At 58.5% G+C, this 17,532-nt stretch carries 17 protein-coding genes, 1 tRNA gene and 2 pseudogenes; 10 read left to right on the forward strand and 10 right to left on the reverse strand.

The window, feature by feature from the left end; genetic code table 11:
• The first annotated feature begins 24 nt into the window (after positions 1-24).
• The 5 genes from B3I26_RS00885 to B3I26_RS00905 all read left to right on the forward strand — a co-directional run bounded on the left by B3I26_RS00885 (position 25) and on the right by B3I26_RS00905 (position 5,816).
• Positions 25-609 (forward strand): NAD(P)-binding domain-containing protein, encoded by a 585-nt coding sequence (locus tag B3I26_RS00885; protein ID WP_296254288.1) that lies wholly within the window; start codon positions 25-27, stop codon positions 607-609.
• Between the two features lie 577 nt (positions 610-1,186).
• Positions 1,187-2,278, forward strand: coding sequence for an AraC family transcriptional regulator (locus B3I26_RS00890; protein ID WP_296254289.1), 1,092 nt, complete (start codon positions 1,187-1,189; stop codon positions 2,276-2,278).
• A gap of 107 nt (positions 2,279-2,385) precedes the next feature.
• Positions 2,386-3,186, forward strand: a complete 801-nt coding sequence (locus B3I26_RS00895; RefSeq protein ID WP_296254290.1) for an SDR family NAD(P)-dependent oxidoreductase — start codon at positions 2,386-2,388, stop codon at positions 3,184-3,186.
• A gap of 177 nt (positions 3,187-3,363) precedes the next feature.
• Entirely contained in the window at positions 3,364-4,845 is a 1,482-nt protein-coding gene (locus tag B3I26_RS00900) for a flavin-containing monooxygenase (protein WP_296254291.1), read from the forward strand.
• Positions 4,842-5,816, forward strand: coding sequence for an alpha/beta hydrolase (locus B3I26_RS00905; RefSeq protein WP_296254292.1), 975 nt, complete (start codon positions 4,842-4,844; stop codon positions 5,814-5,816). Before B3I26_RS00900 ends, B3I26_RS00905 begins: the two co-directional genes overlap by 4 nt.
• A gap of 45 nt (positions 5,817-5,861) precedes the next feature.
• Here B3I26_RS00905 and B3I26_RS00910 read toward each other — a convergent pair whose 3' ends face one another.
• Both B3I26_RS00910 and B3I26_RS00915 read right to left on the reverse strand, forming a co-directional pair.
• Positions 5,862-6,020, reverse strand: coding sequence for a hypothetical protein (locus B3I26_RS00910; protein ID WP_296254293.1), 159 nt, complete (start codon positions 6,018-6,020; stop codon positions 5,862-5,864).
• Positions 5,989-7,263, reverse strand: coding sequence for an APC family permease (locus tag B3I26_RS00915; RefSeq protein ID WP_296254294.1), 1,275 nt, complete (start codon positions 7,261-7,263; stop codon positions 5,989-5,991). Before B3I26_RS00915 ends, B3I26_RS00910 begins: the two co-directional genes overlap by 32 nt.
• A gap of 246 nt (positions 7,264-7,509) precedes the next feature.
• Here B3I26_RS00915 and B3I26_RS00920 point away from each other — a divergent pair, with 246 nt between their 5' ends.
• Positions 7,510-8,307, forward strand: coding sequence for an SDR family NAD(P)-dependent oxidoreductase (locus B3I26_RS00920; RefSeq protein ID WP_296254295.1), 798 nt, complete (start codon positions 7,510-7,512; stop codon positions 8,305-8,307).
• 120 nt (positions 8,308-8,427) lie between these two features.
• Here B3I26_RS00920 and B3I26_RS00925 read toward each other — a convergent pair whose 3' ends face one another.
• Positions 8,428-9,762, reverse strand: a complete 1,335-nt coding sequence (locus B3I26_RS00925; RefSeq protein WP_296254296.1) for an aspartate aminotransferase family protein — start codon at positions 9,760-9,762, stop codon at positions 8,428-8,430.
• 62 nt (positions 9,763-9,824) lie between these two features.
• A complete protein-coding gene (locus tag B3I26_RS00930; RefSeq protein WP_296254297.1) occupies positions 9,825-10,718 on the reverse strand; it encodes an alpha/beta hydrolase in 894 nt (297 codons plus the stop codon).
• A gap of 255 nt (positions 10,719-10,973) precedes the next feature.
• On the opposite strand from B3I26_RS00930, the gene B3I26_RS00935 reads away from it, so the two are divergent.
• Together B3I26_RS00935 and B3I26_RS00940 are read left to right on the forward strand one after the other, a co-directional pair.
• Complete coding sequence (locus B3I26_RS00935; protein WP_296254298.1) at positions 10,974-11,864, forward strand: phytanoyl-CoA dioxygenase family protein; 891 nt, start codon at positions 10,974-10,976, stop codon at positions 11,862-11,864.
• A gap of 339 nt (positions 11,865-12,203) precedes the next feature.
• Positions 12,204-12,359, forward strand: coding sequence for a hypothetical protein (locus B3I26_RS00940; RefSeq protein ID WP_296254299.1), 156 nt, complete (start codon positions 12,204-12,206; stop codon positions 12,357-12,359).
• Between the two features lie 280 nt (positions 12,360-12,639).
• On the opposite strand, the gene B3I26_RS00945 is transcribed toward B3I26_RS00940, so the two are convergent.
• Entirely contained in the window at positions 12,640-13,335 is a 696-nt protein-coding gene (locus tag B3I26_RS00945) for a haloacid dehalogenase type II (protein ID WP_296254300.1), read from the reverse strand.
• 346 nt (positions 13,336-13,681) lie between these two features.
• Between B3I26_RS00945 and B3I26_RS00950 the strand changes: the two genes are divergently transcribed.
• Complete coding sequence (locus tag B3I26_RS00950) at positions 13,682-14,107, forward strand: hypothetical protein (protein ID WP_296254301.1); 426 nt, start codon at positions 13,682-13,684, stop codon at positions 14,105-14,107.
• A gap of 432 nt (positions 14,108-14,539) precedes the next feature.
• Here the strand turns inward: B3I26_RS00950 and B3I26_RS00955 are convergent, their stop codons facing one another.
• Positions 14,540-14,932 (reverse strand): RidA family protein, encoded by a 393-nt coding sequence (locus B3I26_RS00955; protein ID WP_296254353.1) that lies wholly within the window; start codon positions 14,930-14,932, stop codon positions 14,540-14,542.
• 138 nt (positions 14,933-15,070) lie between these two features.
• Here B3I26_RS00955 and B3I26_RS00960 point away from each other — a divergent pair.
• Positions 15,071-15,489: pseudogene (locus B3I26_RS00960) on the forward strand (hypothetical protein); the annotation flags it as partial.
• Between the two features lie 7 nt (positions 15,490-15,496).
• On the opposite strand, the pseudogene B3I26_RS00965 reads toward B3I26_RS00960, so the two are convergent.
• From B3I26_RS00965 to queE, 4 genes and pseudogenes are all read right to left on the reverse strand, one after another.
• Positions 15,497-15,729: pseudogene (locus tag B3I26_RS00965) on the reverse strand (transposase); the annotation flags it as partial.
• A gap of 297 nt (positions 15,730-16,026) precedes the next feature.
• Positions 16,027-16,102, reverse strand: a tRNA-Lys gene (locus B3I26_RS00970).
• Between the two features lie 63 nt (positions 16,103-16,165).
• Positions 16,166-16,840, reverse strand: a complete 675-nt coding sequence (queC, locus tag B3I26_RS00975; protein WP_296254302.1) for a 7-cyano-7-deazaguanine synthase QueC — start codon at positions 16,838-16,840, stop codon at positions 16,166-16,168.
• A 16-nt stretch (positions 16,841-16,856) separates the two neighbouring features.
• On the reverse strand, positions 16,857-17,504 hold the full coding sequence (gene queE, locus B3I26_RS00980; protein WP_296254303.1) for a 7-carboxy-7-deazaguanine synthase QueE: 648 nt from the start codon (positions 17,502-17,504) through the stop codon (positions 16,857-16,859).
• Positions 17,505-17,532: the final 28 nt, after the last annotated feature.

Below are 17,532 nucleotides of genomic sequence, written 5' to 3' on the forward strand. Positions count from 1 at the left end.
TAATCAGCCGGAGAGCATTTCATCATGACCCCTGCAGCCCGCACACCTGCCCCACAACGCGTCGCCATCATCGGCCTTGACCACGTCGGCAATAACATTGCCCGCACGCTGGCGCAGCAAGGCTTTGCAGTCGCCGGGCTGGACCCTCTGCGCAACAATCTGGTGGCGCCCTGCGAAGGCTTCACCTTGCTGCGCAACCTGGAGCAGGCGGTCGACAGCAGCGACATCGTGATCACCTGCTTTCCCGACCAATTGCTGATTAACGCGCGTCTGTGCAGCCCCGAAACCACATTCGGACTGCACGGCAAGGCGTTGATCAGCTTCAACACCACCCAGACACGGTCGGCCTGCTCGGCGCGCTCCATGGGTGAGTGGGCACGCAGCGAGCATATCGATTATCTGGAGATCAGCCTTAACGGTCAGGCCGACAGCATTGGCCAAAGCGACTGCGAACTAGTGTGCGCCGGCCCGCGCCGTGTCTACGAGCGCCTCATGTCGCTTTGCCGCAGCCTCGGTGCAACCCTCACTTACCTGGGCAGTGACTGCGGCGCCACCCTGGAGCAATACCCCGCCACGCTTCCCCTGCAGACTCCGGCCCTGGCCCTTTAGTTAACCTGCCTCACCCGCGTCCAGCCTCGAATCCCGCACGGCGAAAAAGCTCATCAAGAAGACGAGTATTTGTCGAATACGCACATTTGTCACTTGACCTAGGTCAAGTGACCATATTTAATCGGTCACACGACCTAGTTGACTGACAAGTGCTCTTCAAGGTCTGCGTGCAAACGTAATTTCTACCTGATAGACCAACAAAAACAGGGATCCGCAGGTCGGACCCGAAAGGTCAGGAGATAAAAAAATGAGGTCAAAGACCCGTGTAAAAGCGTTGCTCAGCAGCGTGAAGCACCACCCCTTTTTGCGGTTTTCAATCGATCCGGCTGCATTCGCATGGCTTCGCAACTTGATGCCCTGCTCTTGCGCGGAGTCCCCCGGCCTGCCCAAGCCAATGCGTCGAATCCGGAATGTTTATTGATCAAGCCACGCTTGTGATCAACCACCGATTCGACGCGGATATCTCCTTTCGATCGCGCCTCGCCGTGCGATCCATTTGCGTGATTATCGCTGTGAGGGCTGCATGATGGGACCGATCGACACAACACCTATAACGTGCGACGACAAGATTTTTTCCATGGCGGAAGTGCTCGCCGCCGTGAACGTCACCGGCTTCGATGAGCACCAGCTCACTGAATGCCTGGCCGCTGGAGGTCTTGCTCCCTGCGACCTGCACAACCCCCGGAGCAGACTCTCCCTCAATCAGCACGCGCTCATTCATGCCGCTTTCAATCGCAGCAGCGGCAATTCGTTGTTAGGCCTGGAGGTTGGCAAGCGTTTGCACCTGACCTCCTACGGCATCGTCGGCTTCGCCCTGCTCAGCAGCGCCACCTTGCGCGAAGCCCTGGACGTCGCCGCACAGTTCGGGCTGTTGATGAACTTCAAGCTCGGTCTGCACATCCACGACGATGAGGACAGCACACACCTGGAGCTCAGCGATCAATACGGCCTGAGCAGCGATCAGGAGGGATTCTGGTATTACCTGGAAATCTCCAAGCTGATCACTCTTCTTCAGGACATTCTCGGCTTGGGCTTCAAGTGCCAGGGCATCGACTTGGCCATCGACGCTACGCCGCAAGAACAAGCGCGCGTATGCAGCAGCCTGGGCATGGAAGTGCGCTTCAACTGCGACCGCACGGCCATCCGCATCGACAGCCATTGGCTTGACAGCAAACTGGCCCAGGCCAACAGCATCACCCACGCCAGTTGCAGGGCCACATGCCAGGCGCAGCTGCGTGATTTGATTCAAAAATACGACCTCAGCTATCAGGTGCAGAACCTGTTGCTGGGCTCGGGCCAGTGCATCGCCTCGCTATCGGATATCGCCGATCGCCTGCACCTGTCACCGCGCACCCTGCGCCGGCGCCTGGACGCTTTGGGCACCTCATACAACGCGTTGCTGGTTGAGGTACGCAAGAAGCTGGCGATCCGTTACCTGCTCAACACCCCGATGACCACTGAAGCCATCTCAGAGCAGCTCAACTACAGCGATGCGGCTAACTTCCGGCACGCCTTCAAGCGCTGGACCGGGCGTTCACCGCGCGAGTATCGCGTGCTCAATAACGGCGGCAAATACGCCTCTCGCCTGAGCCGTGGCAAAAGCGCCAGCGGACAGCCGCTGTATCCCCCGGCCGTCTGGGCAGAACGAGGCATGGCTGCTGCCAGCTGACATTTGCATGCAGAGATTGCTACCGCGCGTTTTCACTGTAAGCGCGCTGTGGCGACTCCTCTTCAAGCATCCCCCTATCAAGCCTTACTTCCTGAAGGACCCTATTGATGGACATGAAACTGGCAGGCAAAGTCGTTGTAATCACGGGCGCCAGCACTGGCCTGGGCCGCGGCATCGCCTTGAAACTGGCCGCCGAAGGCGCGCATCTGGTGATCGGTGATATCAGCGAGGCCAGCAACCCTAAAGGCTTCGACGAGCAGCCCGAGCTGACCACCTCGCAACTGATTAACGAACGCGGCGGGCAGGCCATCTTTCAACAGTGTGACGTAACGCGTCGCGACGACTTGACGACCCTCGTGCAAGCAGCGACCGACACCTTCGGGCGCATCGATGTGATGATCAATAACGCTGGCGTCTACCGTGACGGCAAGCTGATTCATGACTTCAGCGAAGCGGATCTGGACATCTGCCTGAACGTCAACGTCAAGGGTTCCTTCTTCGGTGCCCAGGCGGCGGTCAAAGCGTTCCTGGCTCAAGGCGGTGGCGGCAATATCATCAACCTGGTGTCCACCGCAGGGTTGGGTGGGCATCCATGGCAATCGGTGTACAACATCTCGAAGGCCGCCCAGGCCAACCTGACCCGCTGCCTGGCCATCGAATACGGTCACCAAGGCATCCGCGTCAACGGCATCTGCCCGACATATGCCAAGACCGCCCTCACCCGCGCGCTGATGGAACAGCCGGGGTACGTCGACGACTTTGCTGACACGATCCCGCTCAAGCGTTGGGGTGAGATCGACGACGTCTCCGACCTTGCGGTGTTCCTGGCCTCGGAGCGCTCAAGCTATATCCATGGCGACCTGGTGCGTATCGACGGCGGCGAGACTTTATCGCGCTATTCGGTTTAACAGAACAAACACCTACAGGAATCCGCCGCTGCGGTGTGTCAGTTACCCACGATGTGGCTGACACACCGGACCGGCCCCTGATGCGCAGTCCTTTCGCTGTTCACAGGTAGGGTACGACCCCTCACCTCAAAACGAACGCCCGGCCGTCTTCCGCTTACAAGAACAAGGAAAAAGCTCATGTTGAACGCAGCAAAATCGACCTACGACATCGTTATTCTGGGCGCCGGATTTGGCGGCCTGGGCATGGCCGCCCAGTTGAAAATGCAAGGCATTGAAAACTTCATTGTGCTGGAGCGCGGCAGTCGTATCGGCGGCGTCTGGCGCGACAACGCCTACCCGGGCGCGGCCTGCGACACCGAATCCCACCTGTACTGCTACAGCTTCTTTCCGCACCTGCGTGTGAGCAGGATGTACGCCGATCGCCAAGAGCTGTTGCGCTACATGGATGCCCTTGCCGCGCATTACGACGTGCTGCCGCATGTCCAGCTCAACAGCGAGCTGACCAAGGCGCGCTGGGATGAAAGCGCCCAGCGCTGGAGCTTCGAACTGGCCGACGGCTCACACCTGCAGGCACGCTTTTTCGTTCCGGCGTGGGGCCAGCTCAACAAACCAGCCATCCCGGCCTTCAGGGGTCTGGAGAGCTTCGCCGGACAGTATTTCCACTCCGCGCAATGGCCGCAAGATGCACAACTGGCGGGCAAGAGAGTCGCCAGCATCGGCGCCGCTGCCAGCGCGGTGCAGTATGTGCCGGAAGTCGCCAAAGAAGCCGCTCACCTGACCGTGTTCCAGCGCAGTGCCAACTGGATCATGCCGCGCAACCAGATCGTCTTTTCCGAAGATCAACTCGATGCCTACAGCGCCGAACCCGACCTGTTTCACGAAAGCCGTCGACAATTGCATGCGTTTCGCGAAAACGGATTTGCCCGTACCCGCCACGGCACCGATGCCCAGCAGGAAGGGATCAAGATGGCCAGCGGACACCTCGCAGCTCAGGTCCCGGATGCAGCATTGCGCGCCAAACTCACGCCTGACTATGAGTTCGCCTGCAAACGCATTCTGCGTTCCGACGACTACTACCCGGCGCTGATGCGCAGCAACGTCAGCCTGGAAACCGCTGCTGTGGACCACTTCATGACACGAGGGATCGTCGACAGCAACGGCACGTTGCATGAGTTTGATGTCGTAATCTTCGGTACCGGCTTCGAAAGCCAGGCCTTCCAGGGCGACCTGCAAGTGATCGGTCGCGATGGTCAGACGCTGCATCAACGCTGGCAGGACGGTGCCCAAGCCTACCTGGGCATGACCGTCCCGGGCTTTCCTAACCTGTTCATGATCTACGGCCCGAACACCAACCTGAACCACAACTCGATCATCACCATGCTGGAGATCCAGCAGCGCTATATCATCCAGGCCGTGAAGACACTTGAGGCCCAGTCCCTGGACGTCAAGGAGGATGCCTTCAGTGCTTACAACGACGCCCTGCAGACTAATATGCAGTCCTCGGCGTTCTCATCCGATTGCTCCAGCTGGTACAAAAATGCCGCAGGCAAAGTGATCAACAATTGGTCCGGCACGGTGGACGAATACCGCGCCCTGGCCACCGACTGGCGCGCCAGCGATTTTCATCTGTCGGGCGTTCAAAGCGAAACCGCCTCATGAGTCAGGCCATTGCGCTGGAACAGGTCGCCGCCGATGCGGCGGACCTGGTCCGGGCGTTCCGGGCCAACGGCGAGGTGTCCTTTCAGGACGTGCCGCTGGCCAACGCTCGGGCCAATTACCTGAAAGCGTGCGCCGCCAACGGGGTCATTCCGGAAGCGGTCGCCGAGGTAAAGACGCTGGAATATCCGGTCGATAAAGGCAGCGCTGCCCTGCGCGTTTATCGACCGGCCAGCAGCGCCGCCTACGCCGTGACCCCGTTGGTGTTCTTCATCCACGGTGGGGGCTGGGTGATCGGTAATCTGGACAGTCATGACAGCCTCTGCCGCAGCCTGGCGAATCAGTCCGGAGCCAGCGTTGTGGCGGTGGACTATCGTCTGGCACCGGAGCAGCAGTTTCCGGTGCCGCTGAACGACTGCCTGGCGGCGTTGCGATTCGTCCGCGACAACGCCGGCGAGCTACGGCTCGATCCGACCAACGCAGTGGTGGCTGGCGACAGCGCCGGAGGCAACATGGCAACGGTACTGGCCAATCACCCCGAGTATCAGCTCCAGGGCATTGGCTTCAGGGCTCAGGTGCTGTTCTATCCGGTCACGGACCTGACCGCCAGTCATGGCTCGTACCAGCGGATTAGCCAAGGATTCCCGCTGACCGCAAAGTCAATGTACTGGTTCAGGGAGCAATACCTGCCAACAGGTCAGGACCCGACGGATGCCCGGCTATCGCCGTTGTTACATGCTGCGGAACGTGTGCAGCCGGATCTTTTCATTGCCACCGTAGGCCTTGACCCTTTGGCTGACGAGGGAATCGCCTATGCCGCCGCAGCCGCCAGAGCAGGCACGGCAGTGGTTCACCATCACCTGCCCCGCCATGCCCACGGCCTGCTGACCAGTGCCGGCAAGATCGAAACCGGCCGCCGGTTATTGACCCAAGCGGCGGACTTCATTGCGGCTCACGTCGCTCACCAGCGCTGACAAAAACAACCCTGTGGCAGGGGCTATGTCCCTCGCCGCAGCGGATCAAGGCTGCACCACCTTCGCCTTACCCAGCTCCACCGAACCGACAAACCCCAGCACCGGCGTCAGCAGGAACACAAGTGGCAGATGGTTGACCCACCATTGATCGCTGCCAGTCATCACCGCGTAGTTATCGATCATCAGCAAGAATGCCACCAGCATGCTCACCCCACCGAACAAGTGCGATTGCCGTACTCCACAGCGACTCACCGCGACGCTCTCGCCTGAAATAGCGCAGCACCGCAAAACTGGTCAGGCACTGCAGCAACACGATACCCAACACCCCCATGCCAAACAACGCCACCCCCATCTGTAGATAGGGATGCTGGTTTGCGGCGACAAATGCCAAGGTCACTGCGCCCACCAGCGCCAGTTGCACGACGGTGCCGTTGAACGGCGAAAGATATTTAGGGTGGGTCTTGCCCATCCAGGCCGGCAGCAGGCCGCTACGCGCCAGCGCGAAGTGGTAGCGCGCCGCACTCATGTGCAAGGCCAGAAAGCCCGCGAACAAACTGGTGATCACAAGCACCTGCATGATCTGGGTCGCCAGAATGCCGACGTACTGGGTATTGATAATGAACAGGAACGACGCCGGATCCGCTGCGGCGCTGACTTTGGCCTGCTCGACGCCCACCGCCGAGACCATCGCCCAAGTGGTGGTCAGGTAAAAAACTGCAATCAACGCGATCGCGGTGTAGGTGGCGCGTGACACGGTACGCCGAGCATCGCGAGCTTCTTCGCCATAGATAACCGTCGCTTCAAAACCTATGAACGATCCCAGCCCGAGGATCAGGCTCAGGCCGGCGCCACTACCCAGCACCAGCGATGGATCGAATACTTCCAGCGAGAAGCCGTGGAAGCCCTTATCCCAGAGCACTGCCAGGTCGAAAGCGAACAGGCTGATCACTTCTAGCAACAGCGCAACGGCCAGCACCTTGGCGCTGGCCCCCACATCGAGATAGCCCAGCAGCAGCGTTGCAGCCAGCCACAACACCCCGAACCACTGCCACGCCAGGTCGATACCGGTCAGGTCCTTGAGTACCAGGCTGCTGAAGAATGACAGGCTGCCGAACGTTCCGATTGTGATCGCGTTGTAGGTCATCACCGCCAGCCAGGCGGCGATACGACCAGCGCGCTCGCCGAAACCGGCACTTATGTAGGCGTAGAACGCGCCAGCGTTGGTGATGCGCTGGCTCATCTTCAGATAGCCAACCGCGAACACCGAAAAAATCAGCGCCGCCACGATGTAGGTGCCAGGCGTACCCGCGCCAGTCCCAAGGGCGATCGAAAGCGTAGTCAGTGACACCACGATGCCCATTGGGGCAACGGCGGCAAGCACCAGCAGGACCAGGTCCTTGGTATCCAGCGTATCGCGCCTGAGAGAATTGTCTGGGGATGTCGACATGGTTTCAGCGCCTCGAAAACGGATTGTAATTGCCGCGAGGCTAACGTCGCGCCGCCCCGATTCAACAGGTTACCTGCGGCCAAATTCACCTCGCGCAATGACCTTCGCGCGATCCATGAACCGTTACGTCCGCTGTCCGTTTTGCACCTGTTAACGCCTGCCAAGGCTTCCTAGACTCCCTAGCGAGACACTTGATCGAGGGCACTCCCCCTTTGTGCCCCCCCTGCTTGCCGATGGAGGCGACTCATGCGATTCAACAATAAAATAGCCATTGTCACCGGTTCGAGTTCGGGCAATGGCCGCGCTATTGCGCTTGCGCTGGCCGCCGAGGGCGCCCGCCTGGTGTGCTCGGATCTAAAGAGCAGTGCCCGCCCGGAAGGCTTCGAGAACGACCTGCACATCGACACTGACCAATTGATCCGCGACAAAGGTGGCGAAGCGATTTTCGTCAAGGCCGACGTCTCGCGTTACGCCGACATGCAAGCCCTGGTAGACGCCGCGGTCGAGCGTTTCGGGCGGCTGGACATCATGATCAATAACGCCGGCGTGGCGGTGGAGCTCAAGACCATCGTCGAAGAAACCGAAGCCGATTACGACCTGACCATGAACGTCAACACCAAGGGCACCTGGCTGGGTTGCAAGTTCGCGATCACACAGATGATGAAGCAGGACGTCAGCGAAACCGGAACGCGCGGCAAGATCGTCAATATCTCTTCAATCGGCGGACTGGTCGGCTTGGCCCAGGAAGCATCCTATTGCGCTTCCAAGGGCGCGGTTAACAACCTGACCCGGCAATTGGCGGTGGACTTTGCTGCACAAAAAATTAACGTCAATGCCGTGTGCCCAGGCTTTCTCGCCACCGCCATGGTGCGCCAGGAGCTGGACGATCCAGCGATCAAGACCTTGCTGGAAGACCTCACGCCCTGGCCGCGCATCGGCAACGTTCAGGACGTGGCAAAAGCTGTGACCTTCCTTGCTTCCGAAGACGCTCAATGGATGACCGGCTCGCTGCTGACCGTCGACGGCGCCTACACGGCGCAGTAAACACCTAAGCCCAGAGCTCGCATCCCCAGGTACGTGTACAAGTGGGACCGAGCTCTCTGCGAGGCAATAAAAAACGGCGCAACCCGCGAGGGCAGCGCCGTTTTTTATGGCTGAAAGCGATCAGCCTTCGGCAGCTTCTTTCACAGCCTGACGTGCAGCACGTTCGGTAGCCGCGATGAAGCCATCAACGTCAGCTTCGGTCATCACCGTGGACAGGAACGCCTTACCGGTTTTAGCGATGTGATAGCCCTCAAGCACCAGGTTGCGTTGCAGCCGTGTTACCCACTTGGACTCTTCCTTGCTGGAATAGCCACTGCGGTAATCGCGAATCTCACGCGGGTGACCAAAGACCATGAACATCGACGAGAATCCCGTGACCTGGCCCGGGAAGCCGGCCTTGGCGAACGCCTCGGTGACACCCGCACGCAGGCGATCACCCAGTACGTCCAGGCGATCGGACTCGGCCTGGGTGTACAGGTCCAGGCAAATCTTGCCGGCGGTCATGGTGATCGGGTTGGCGGTGAACGTACCGCTCCAGGGCAGCAAAGGCTTGCCTTCACGATGATCGAAGACCTGCATGAACTTGCGCAGCCCGGCCACGGCACCCACCGGGAAACCACCGCCGATGATCTTCGCCAGCACCGTCAGGTCAGGCTTGATGTTGAAGCGTGTCTGCGCGCCGCCGCGATGGACACGGAAGGTGATGACCTCGTCGAGGATGAACACTGCGCCGATCTCGGTCGCTACGCGACGGATCATGCTAATGAACGCCTCCGAGACCGGAACGAAACCGAAGTAGCTCGGTGCCGGATCGATCAGGATCGCGGCAATGGCGTCGCGGTTGGCAAGGATGATGCGCTCGGCCGCTTCGACGTCATTGAACGGAATCACCACCACATCGTTCTTGACGCCCTCCGGCACGCCCTTGGAGTAACCGATGGACTTGGGGTCCTGGCCCCAGTTCTCCGGTGATGAGTCCAGGCTGACTTCGGCATAGTCGTATGAGCCGTGGTAGACGCCTTCGCACTTGACGATTTTCGAGCGACCGGTGATCGCCCGCGCCGCTTTGATCGCGCACATGACCGCTTCGGAGCCAGAGTTGGAGAAGCGCACCCATTCGAAGCTCTCGGCGCGTTCGCAGATGGTTTCCGCCAGCGCCACTTCGGGCTCGGTCGGCAAGGTAAACGCGGTGCCCTTGGTGACTTGCTCCTGAATGGCCGCAACGATGGCCGGGTGGGCATGCCCGTGGATCAGCGAGGCAAAGTTGTTGAGCAGGTCAAGACGGCGAGTACCGTCGACATCGGTGACATAAGCCCCCGAACCACTACCCGCATACACCGGGAAGGGTTCCTGCCACGGCAGGATACGGGTGATGCCGCCGGGCATGACGTTGGTCGCGCGGTCATAAAGGGCTTTGGACTGGCTGTGATTTTCGGGCCATTTTGCAGCTGACATAGTGAGATTCCTTGGAGCGGGCAGACCGGATTTGGAAACGGGTTGTTAGAGAAGAAGATCGATCACAGATGGCGCTTGAACCACTCTACGGCGGCGCTGCTGGAAGCCTGGAATTCACTCAGGTACGGGTCGAAGTGACCGCAGTTCAGCAGCACCAGATGCTTGGGTTGCAAGGCGGTCTCGTAGGCCTTGAGCGCCGCATCCGGTACGGTGACGGTGTCCTTGAGAGCAACGATGATCTGCAGCGGCGTCGGGCTGATGCGATCGATGGCGTAGCCCGGTTCGTACTCGTTGAGCAATTCGATACTCTTGAGCGTGACCGCGTTGCGCCAGGCCGGGGCAACGGTGTCGCCGCTCTGGGTAAAAAAGTCGTAGCTGTCCTGGCCAGGCAACGCGCAGTCGGCCTTGGGATCTTCGGCGACCACTTCCATTAGCAGCGGTTCTTCACCGGCGTAACGGGCGGCACGATCGGCCTCGAAGGCTTCGATCAAGCCCGGCAACAAGTCAGGACGCACCGCCATCCTCACGTCGGCGGAGCCGCTGATGGCAGGCACTTGGGAGGACACGCATTTGACCCGGCGATCGAAGGCGGCGACCTGCAACACATGACCGCCGCTGTAGCTCGAACCCCAGACGCCGATGCGCGAGGCATCAATGTTATCCAGGCTGCTGACGTAGGTGATCGCGTCGCGGTAATCGCGGACCTGCAATTGCGGGTCGGCCTCCTGACGCGGCAGGCCTTCGCTGGCGCCGAAGTTACGGTTGTCATAAACCAGCACCGCGAAGCCGCTCTGTGCAAAGACCTCAGCGTAGCGGTCCAGGTACTGCTCCTTGACCGCAGTAAAACCGTGAGCCATGACGATAGCGGGGTGTTGGCCGCCAGCGCCCGTCGGTAAATAAAGCCAGCCTTTCAGCGTCAGGCCATCGGTTGTTTTAAAGCTGATATCGCTACGCATGAGCATCTCCTGGCACGAGGAACCGGTGTCGACACGGCCCTTTTCCAGCAGATGTTGCAGTTCGATGGCGCTCGCGCACAGGTTAGCGGTGGCCAAACTTCTGTGGCTGACAGCCAAAAAACGTTGGCCTTCAAAACGTAGAAAATTGGCCGTCATCCACCTGTTTGGCCCTCCACCCCAGTCCTACTATCGGTTCATGTCATGCCTTACGCCGTTGCGCAAGGCGCTGAGAGTCCCGTAGGACTGGAGAATCCCATGCTTGCCACGCAAAGCCATATCCCAAGCGAAGCCATGACCAAACTGCGCGAAGTGCCTGCGGGCACCGCACCGGCGATCGTCAAGCAAATCATCGATGAAGACGGTGGCGTCATCATCAAGGGCCTGTTCAGCGCCCAAGTGGACCGCTTCAACGCCGAGATGGACCCGATCGTCGCTGGTTGGGCTGAAGGCAACACCGGGCCTGACTGGATGCAGGAGTTCGCCGGTAAGAAGACCAAGCGCGTGACGCAACTGATCCGCCGCAGCAAGACCTTCCGCGAAGAGATGCTCGACCACGATATCCTGCTGTCCTACATCGATACCTTGATGCTGGAAACCAGCGACGCCTACTGGATGAACGCCGCGCAGATCATCGAAATCCAGCCGAGCGAAAAACTGCAGTACCTGCACCGCGATCTGGAGAACTACCCGGTATTCCGCAATCTGGGCCCGGCGGGGCCTGAAGTCATGTGCAACTGTCTGGTGGCGCTGTCTGAATACACCGAAGAGATGGGTGCTACCCGTATCATTCCGGGCAGCCAGCACTGGCCCGATTTCAACGATCGCGAACGCATCGAGAACACGCCGACCATCCCAGTGGTCATGGAAAAAGGCGATGCATTCCTCTACTCAGGCAAAGTCGTGCATGGCGGCGGCGCCAACGTGTCCAATCGCCCACGTCGCGCCCTGGCCTTGGCATTCTGCCCAGGCTGGCTGGTACCTGAAGAGGCCTACCCGTTCGCCGTGCCGCTGGAGATGGCCCGCACCCTGAGCAAACGAGCCCAACAATTGACAGGCTTCCGCTCACAACATAACCAGAAACTCGGCGGCGGCACCCTATGGAGTCTGGACTACGTCGAACTGGCCAAAGTCCTCGAACTGGACTGAGCGCGCCGTTCAATCGATAGGCCCGCGCCTGCACCAAACTTTGGCAGGCGGGTGCGAACCTCACCAATACCGCTCGCTGCGCCTACCTGCCTTGGGTAGCCAAATGATCTTTGTGAGCGATCGTTTGGCTTCTACCTGGGGTGTGTTGTATTTGATCAGAGATCACTGATACCCGATGCAATGTCACGGTAAATTCCTGGCGCTTGCCTATCTGGCTGTTGCCGATCGGAATTCGCTGAACGCTTTAGCCAGACCTGACTCCAAATCTTGCCCAGGCGCTAACAACCAGCGTATCGCGTCGACGGGTGTGTGAATCATTTGCCTAATCAAGGAATTCCCATGACCGACCCACGCAACGTCGCCCACGACAAAAAAGTCCAGCAAGAGAAAAAGAACCACGGCGAAGAAATCGCGCCCGATGCCGAGCACGCGCCGCAGCCAGGTCTGAAGCCAGCGCTCAAACATGGCGATGACAAGCAAGACGAGGAGGCTTGAGCCAGGTAAGGGTGTGACGTAGAGATTGCCATTCGGCGGCGCTGACTGGAGTCAGCAGCCGCTACATCGCGGCGGATTTACGTGTTCACGCCGATACTTCTATAGATCGGCTTTCCTGCTTCACGATCAAGCAAAAAGCAGCTTTCCATAACGTTGCCAAGGTCAGCGAGTCGCCCCTGATCGCATTAATTACCCCGCGTAAGCACTGAGCCCAAGCTACCCAGGCAATGGCCTTGCGCAGTATAGAGTCAGTTCAAAACCTGCTGCCGAACCATCACCTTCAGGATGGAGTCAGCAATTGCGACAGCTCAGAAAGGTCCTTTAGCACGGCGTCAGGTTTCCAGGAAGGATGGAGTGGTTCTCCCTCCCGATCGATCCAGACAGACCGAATGCCCAGTTCATGGCAAACCTTCAAGTCACTAAACTGGCCCATGGCTACGTGAATCGTTTCGTCTTTTGTGACGCCCATGACGGAGTGCGCATGCAGGAACAGACGGTGATCGGGCTTGTAAGCTTGCGCCTGCTGGGCGGTGATCACGAAATCGATAGGCGTGCCGATCGCATTTACGGTTCCGGCGATAAGATTGTCACTGGTGTTGCTGACAATGCCGATGCGGTAGCGTTCGCGCAGCTGGCTAAGCGCGGCAGGGACTTCCGGATGCGGCTCAATCTTTCCCAAGGTGGCCAATAGCGTTTCCAGGTCTGCCGACGTGGCTTTATAACCGGCCTCAGATAACGCCTCATTCAAACTCGCATTGAGTACCGCCTCATACTCGCGAAAAGGTGATTGCTGCTGGTGCTGCGTGGCTATCTCTCGCACGCGGTCCGCCAACCCTGCGATTCGTTCTTGCGACGCTTCGGCCATGTGGCTGCTGAGGACTGTGGCGGCAGCCTGCCGCACAGCACGGTGCCACTGGACGAGGGTGCCATAGCAGTCGAAGGTAATGACTTTGGGAAGGGGATCTAGCTTGAGCATGAAAACGTTCTCCGATATATCGCCTCATCATGCAGCAATCGGATCACAGACGGCAACGAGGATGGTTTTCAGCTTTCAGCAGATTGTCCTTGAACTCCCCTGCTGCAGTTTTGGCACACCCATAATGATCGATAGGCTTGGGCGGTGCCGGGAATGGACACATGACCGGCAGGTCCACGACTGCCCGGAAAACCTGGGCGTGCGCTTTATTTCCGGTTTTGGTAGCCATCCAGGGAAATATCACTCCCTGTGCTGAGCCTCTATATGCCTTTGTTTCTTCATACAGTGGCAGCCATGTAGACTTGAACAAATCCCACTCTGCTATTGATATGACGGTGACCGCGTGGTGCGTTTGCTTTTGATATGTTTACTGCTCCTGCCTTCTCTGGCGTCGGCTTTGCCTGTTTTACCAGACACTGCGCTCTATGCCAGCAGGACAAGCGGCTGCCACGATGTTGATCTCTCGACCTGGCAGCATCCGGTTCGCGCCGTGTTCGAAAAGGCGGATATCAAACTTGAAGGCGTCCAACTCTGTAATGGCGATCACTACGCGATTTTTACAGCAGAGCTGCCGTACGATCCCACGGGGCAGACCAACCCGTATTTTCACCCGCTGTATCGTCACATCCGTGCTACCAACGGCAAATGGCCCTATGCAATTGTGGCCAGCAGCGACAATATCGTGGTGTACGTCAGCTACTCGGAACACGGCGTTGTCCAGGTGGATTACGAGCAATATGCGATGCCTCAGGAGATAGCGAAGCATCCGTGAAGCCGGGCACCGGCCCGACCACACGCTCAAACCCTGGACTTGCGGCGATAGACTTTGGCCGTCCTCCGCGAACCCTACCTGGCCAAAACAGAGAAGATGGATGGGCGCACTGCAGGAATGATGGCAAGGGAGAATCTCGAATTGGCTACTCTAGCTGCAGTGACGCGCTCTGTGCGCGCTCGGCATTGACGTCTTGCGCCATCATGCGCGGGAGACGAGGCCATGAGGCAAGCGTCCAGCCAAAACGCCTTGACCCGATCTTCGCCTCATCCGGCTCACTGATAGCTGGATCTCCTATCCGCGACGTCGCATCGCGCGACTACACACCCGATCAGACAGATGTGCGCTACTCCCTGTCTCGATCCGAAGCCCTGGCGAATCTTCAGGGCATACCCATTCAAGACTTCCCTATTCACGCGCGTATCAGAAAAGTCATCGCTGCACGGCGATGCATTTGATCTCCAAGAGGAGGCCGGGTCGAGCCAATTCACCGACACCTATGCATGTCCATGCACACGTGCTCCTGGGGAAGACTTCATCCTTCACTCGTCTAAAGGTCGGCATGTGTCGATGCATATCGACGTGATAAGTCGTCATTTCGACGACATCCTCAAACTCACAACCGCCGGCCCCCAAGACCAGCCGCAGATTCTCCCACGCCGCCAAAAACTGCTGCTCAGGGTCTTCGATAACTGACAATTCCGGCGTCCGACCCACCTGCCCCGCGCAATAGAGCGTTTTCCCTACCTTTACAGCTGGTGCATAACCAGCATGCTCGCAGAGCAATCTCATGCCATCTGGAACGATGATCTGACGATCAGTCATGGTCGTGGAGCCTAAAATATAAATGGACACGAAACCTACCCCAGGTGTGAGAGCGCCGTCCATCCGGGTCATCCTCATTAAACGATCGGAGCCGGAAGGTAAGATAGGAGCACGTTTACCCCTGGGATCAACGCCAATGAGCGGCTTCGATTACGCAGCCACGTCAACGAGTTGTTCTCGCAACGTCGAAGCGCTGCCGACAGCCGCACTGTCGTGTCGATGATGCAGGAAGATGGCAGGCAGATCGGCCGTTTCAAGGTACGTGGGCTGACGTGGGAAATGGGATTGGCCAGCAAGCAACCGGGCTCGCATGCTTATAAAAAGCGACAGTGGCGCGATCAGACATTCCGAATATTTTGAATCGCGCGCGTGTGTTCCGAAGGTTGGAAACTGAGTGGATACCGAACGTGGGTTCATGACGACCCAGGAGGCTTAGTGCGGTATCCGTCATTATCTTATGCATCACTGCCACTGGATTAGGCCGCACCGGTTCAATGGCGCACTGCCCCCATGCTCAGTCCGAGAAAAGACTTAACGTCGTGTCCGGGATCAGTTGACCACTACAATCAGCGCGAACGCTCGTGATCTTCCGAAATCAAGAGCGCGGTAGACTTTTTTGGTATGGATTTCTCTCGCTCAAGCCGAGCGATCCGGGCTTCCAACTCCTGGATTTTTTGCTGTCCCGGCGTCAATGCCTTGCTATGCGGGGTGACGCCTTTATGTTCTTTCTGAACCTGGTCAACCCAGCGGCGCAATGCCGACTCACCAATACCGAGTGAACGGCAGGCTTCGCAAACCAAGGTAAGGCCCTTCAGATTTCGGGCTTGAACGCCGATTTCCTTCAGCAACCCATTACCAATTTTTTTTTGCTGAAAAGCCCTTGGACTCATTTACATCCAGCTTGCCACTCGTCCCTGCCATATCCTGAACAAGATTGACGTCACGTCCTCTCGAAACTATGGTTCGACTCAGACGGCTGCATGTCTACATCTCGGCGATAGATTGAAACACGCCTCGGACACGCGCCCCGCCTTCCTTCAGACGAAAAAAAACCCTGAAATCCACACTTTCGTGGGCCTTCAGGGTTTTGAAGATGGTGGGTCGTGTGGGATTCGAACCTACGACCAATTGGTTAAAAGCCAACTGCTCTACCAACTGAGCTAACGACCCGCTTCGTGGTGGCGCGTATATTACTGATTTTTCTCAGTAATTCAACACCCAATTTAAAATAATTTAAAAATAACGCGTTGGATCAGCTACACCGGCGGCTGCGAAGCCTTCTGCGCGCAGGCGGCAGCTGTCGCATTTGGCGCATGCGCGACCCTGATCGTCGGCTTGGTAGCAGGAAACGGTCAGCCCATAATCGACGCCCAAGCGCGTGCCCGCCTTGACGATTTCGGCCTTGCTCAGCATTTGCAGCGGCGCCTGGATGGCAAAACCTTTGCCTTCCACACCGGCCTTGGTCGCAAGGTTGGCCATGCGTTCGAAGGACTCGACGAACTCGGGACGGCAGTCCGGGTAACCGGAGTAATCGACCGCGTTCACCCCGATGAAGATATCTCGAGCACCAAGCACTTCTGCCCAGCCCAACGCCAGGGACAGGAAGACAGTATTACGCGCCGGCACATAGGTCACCGGGATGCCTTTGCCGGGCGCTTCCGGCACAGCGATGCTGCTGTCGGTGAGTGCTGAGCCGCCGATGCCGTTCAGATTGAGTCCGATCACCTTGTGCTCGACCACGCCCAGATCCTTTGCCACGCGCTCGGCCGCTTGCAATTCGGCGCGGTGACGCTGGCCGTAATCGAAGCTCATGGTGTAACAGCTGAAACCCTCGGCCTTGGCCATGGCCACCACGGTTGCCGAATCCAGACCGCCAGACAGCAGAATTACCGCACGTTTCTCAGTCATCGCTTGTTCACTCATATCAGCGCCCCGGCTCATCGTTCCAGAGGATTTTATGCAGCTGCAGTTGCAGGCGCACCGGCAGGTTATCGGCGACGATCCAGTCCGCCAGATCCCGGACATTCAGGTCACGGTGTACAGGGGAGAACAGTACCTCCCCTGCGCGACGGTCAAGGCCATACTGAATAATCTTCGATACGGCCCAGTCATAGTCTTCCCGGGAGCAGATCACAAACTTGATCTGGTCATTAGGCGTCAACAGATCAATATTTTCATAGCGATTGCGCGCGACCTCTTTCGAGCCAGGAGTCTTCAGGTCAACGACACGGCTGACGCGCGGGTCCACCTTTGAAATGTCCAGGGCTCCGCTGGTTTCCACCGAGACTTCATAGCCTGCGTCACACAGGCGCTCAAGCAACGGAATCGCATTTGGCTGGGCCAGAGGTTCGCCGCCGGTCACGCATACATACCGCGGACGGTAGCTGGCAACCTGCTCCATAAGCGAGTCGAGGGTTTGAATGGTGCCGCCGCTGAAAGCGTATTCGCTGTCGCAATAGCCGCATCGCAGCGGGCAGCCGGTGAGGCGCACAAAAACGGTAGGCAAGCCTGCCGTGCGCGTTTCACCCTGTAACGAGTAAAAAACTTCAGTGATGCGTAATGTGTCTTGCATAGGGGCCACGGGCGTAACGGCTAAACAG

The organism is Pseudomonas sp. UBA5706, assembly GCF_002419965.1.
GTDB lineage: Bacteria > Pseudomonadota > Gammaproteobacteria > Pseudomonadales > Pseudomonadaceae > Aquipseudomonas.

Bases quoted from the DNA above. Each gene is read 5' to 3' on its own strand.
- B3I26_RS00885 (WP_296254288.1), top strand. From the start codon at position 25: ATGACCCCTGCAGCCCGCACACCTGCCCCACAACGCGTCGCCATCATC.
- B3I26_RS00890 (WP_296254289.1), top strand. From the start codon at position 1,187: ATGGCGGAAGTGCTCGCCGCCGTGAACGTCACCGGCTTCGATGAGCAC.
- B3I26_RS00895 (WP_296254290.1), top strand. From the start codon at position 2,386: ATGGACATGAAACTGGCAGGCAAAGTCGTTGTAATCACGGGCGCCAGC.
- B3I26_RS00900 (WP_296254291.1), top strand. From the start codon at position 3,364: ATGTTGAACGCAGCAAAATCGACCTACGACATCGTTATTCTGGGCGCC.
- B3I26_RS00905 (WP_296254292.1), top strand. From the start codon at position 4,842: ATGAGTCAGGCCATTGCGCTGGAACAGGTCGCCGCCGATGCGGCGGAC.
- B3I26_RS00910 (WP_296254293.1), bottom strand. From the start codon at position 6,020: ATGCTGGTGGCATTCTTGCTGATGATCGATAACTACGCGGTGATGACT.
- B3I26_RS00915 (WP_296254294.1), bottom strand. From the start codon at position 7,263: ATGTCGACATCCCCAGACAATTCTCTCAGGCGCGATACGCTGGATACC.
- B3I26_RS00920 (WP_296254295.1), top strand. From the start codon at position 7,510: ATGCGATTCAACAATAAAATAGCCATTGTCACCGGTTCGAGTTCGGGC.
- B3I26_RS00925 (WP_296254296.1), bottom strand. From the start codon at position 9,762: ATGTCAGCTGCAAAATGGCCCGAAAATCACAGCCAGTCCAAAGCCCTT.
- B3I26_RS00930 (WP_296254297.1), bottom strand. From the start codon at position 10,718: ATGCGTAGCGATATCAGCTTTAAAACAACCGATGGCCTGACGCTGAAA.
- B3I26_RS00935 (WP_296254298.1), top strand. From the start codon at position 10,974: ATGCTTGCCACGCAAAGCCATATCCCAAGCGAAGCCATGACCAAACTG.
- B3I26_RS00940 (WP_296254299.1), top strand. From the start codon at position 12,204: ATGACCGACCCACGCAACGTCGCCCACGACAAAAAAGTCCAGCAAGAG.
- B3I26_RS00945 (WP_296254300.1), bottom strand. From the start codon at position 13,335: ATGCTCAAGCTAGATCCCCTTCCCAAAGTCATTACCTTCGACTGCTAT.
- B3I26_RS00955 (WP_296254353.1), bottom strand. From the start codon at position 14,932: ATGACTGATCGTCAGATCATCGTTCCAGATGGCATGAGATTGCTCTGC.
- queC (WP_296254302.1), bottom strand. From the start codon at position 16,840: ATGACTGAGAAACGTGCGGTAATTCTGCTGTCTGGCGGTCTGGATTCG.
- queE (WP_296254303.1), bottom strand. From the start codon at position 17,504: ATGCAAGACACATTACGCATCACTGAAGTTTTTTACTCGTTACAGGGT.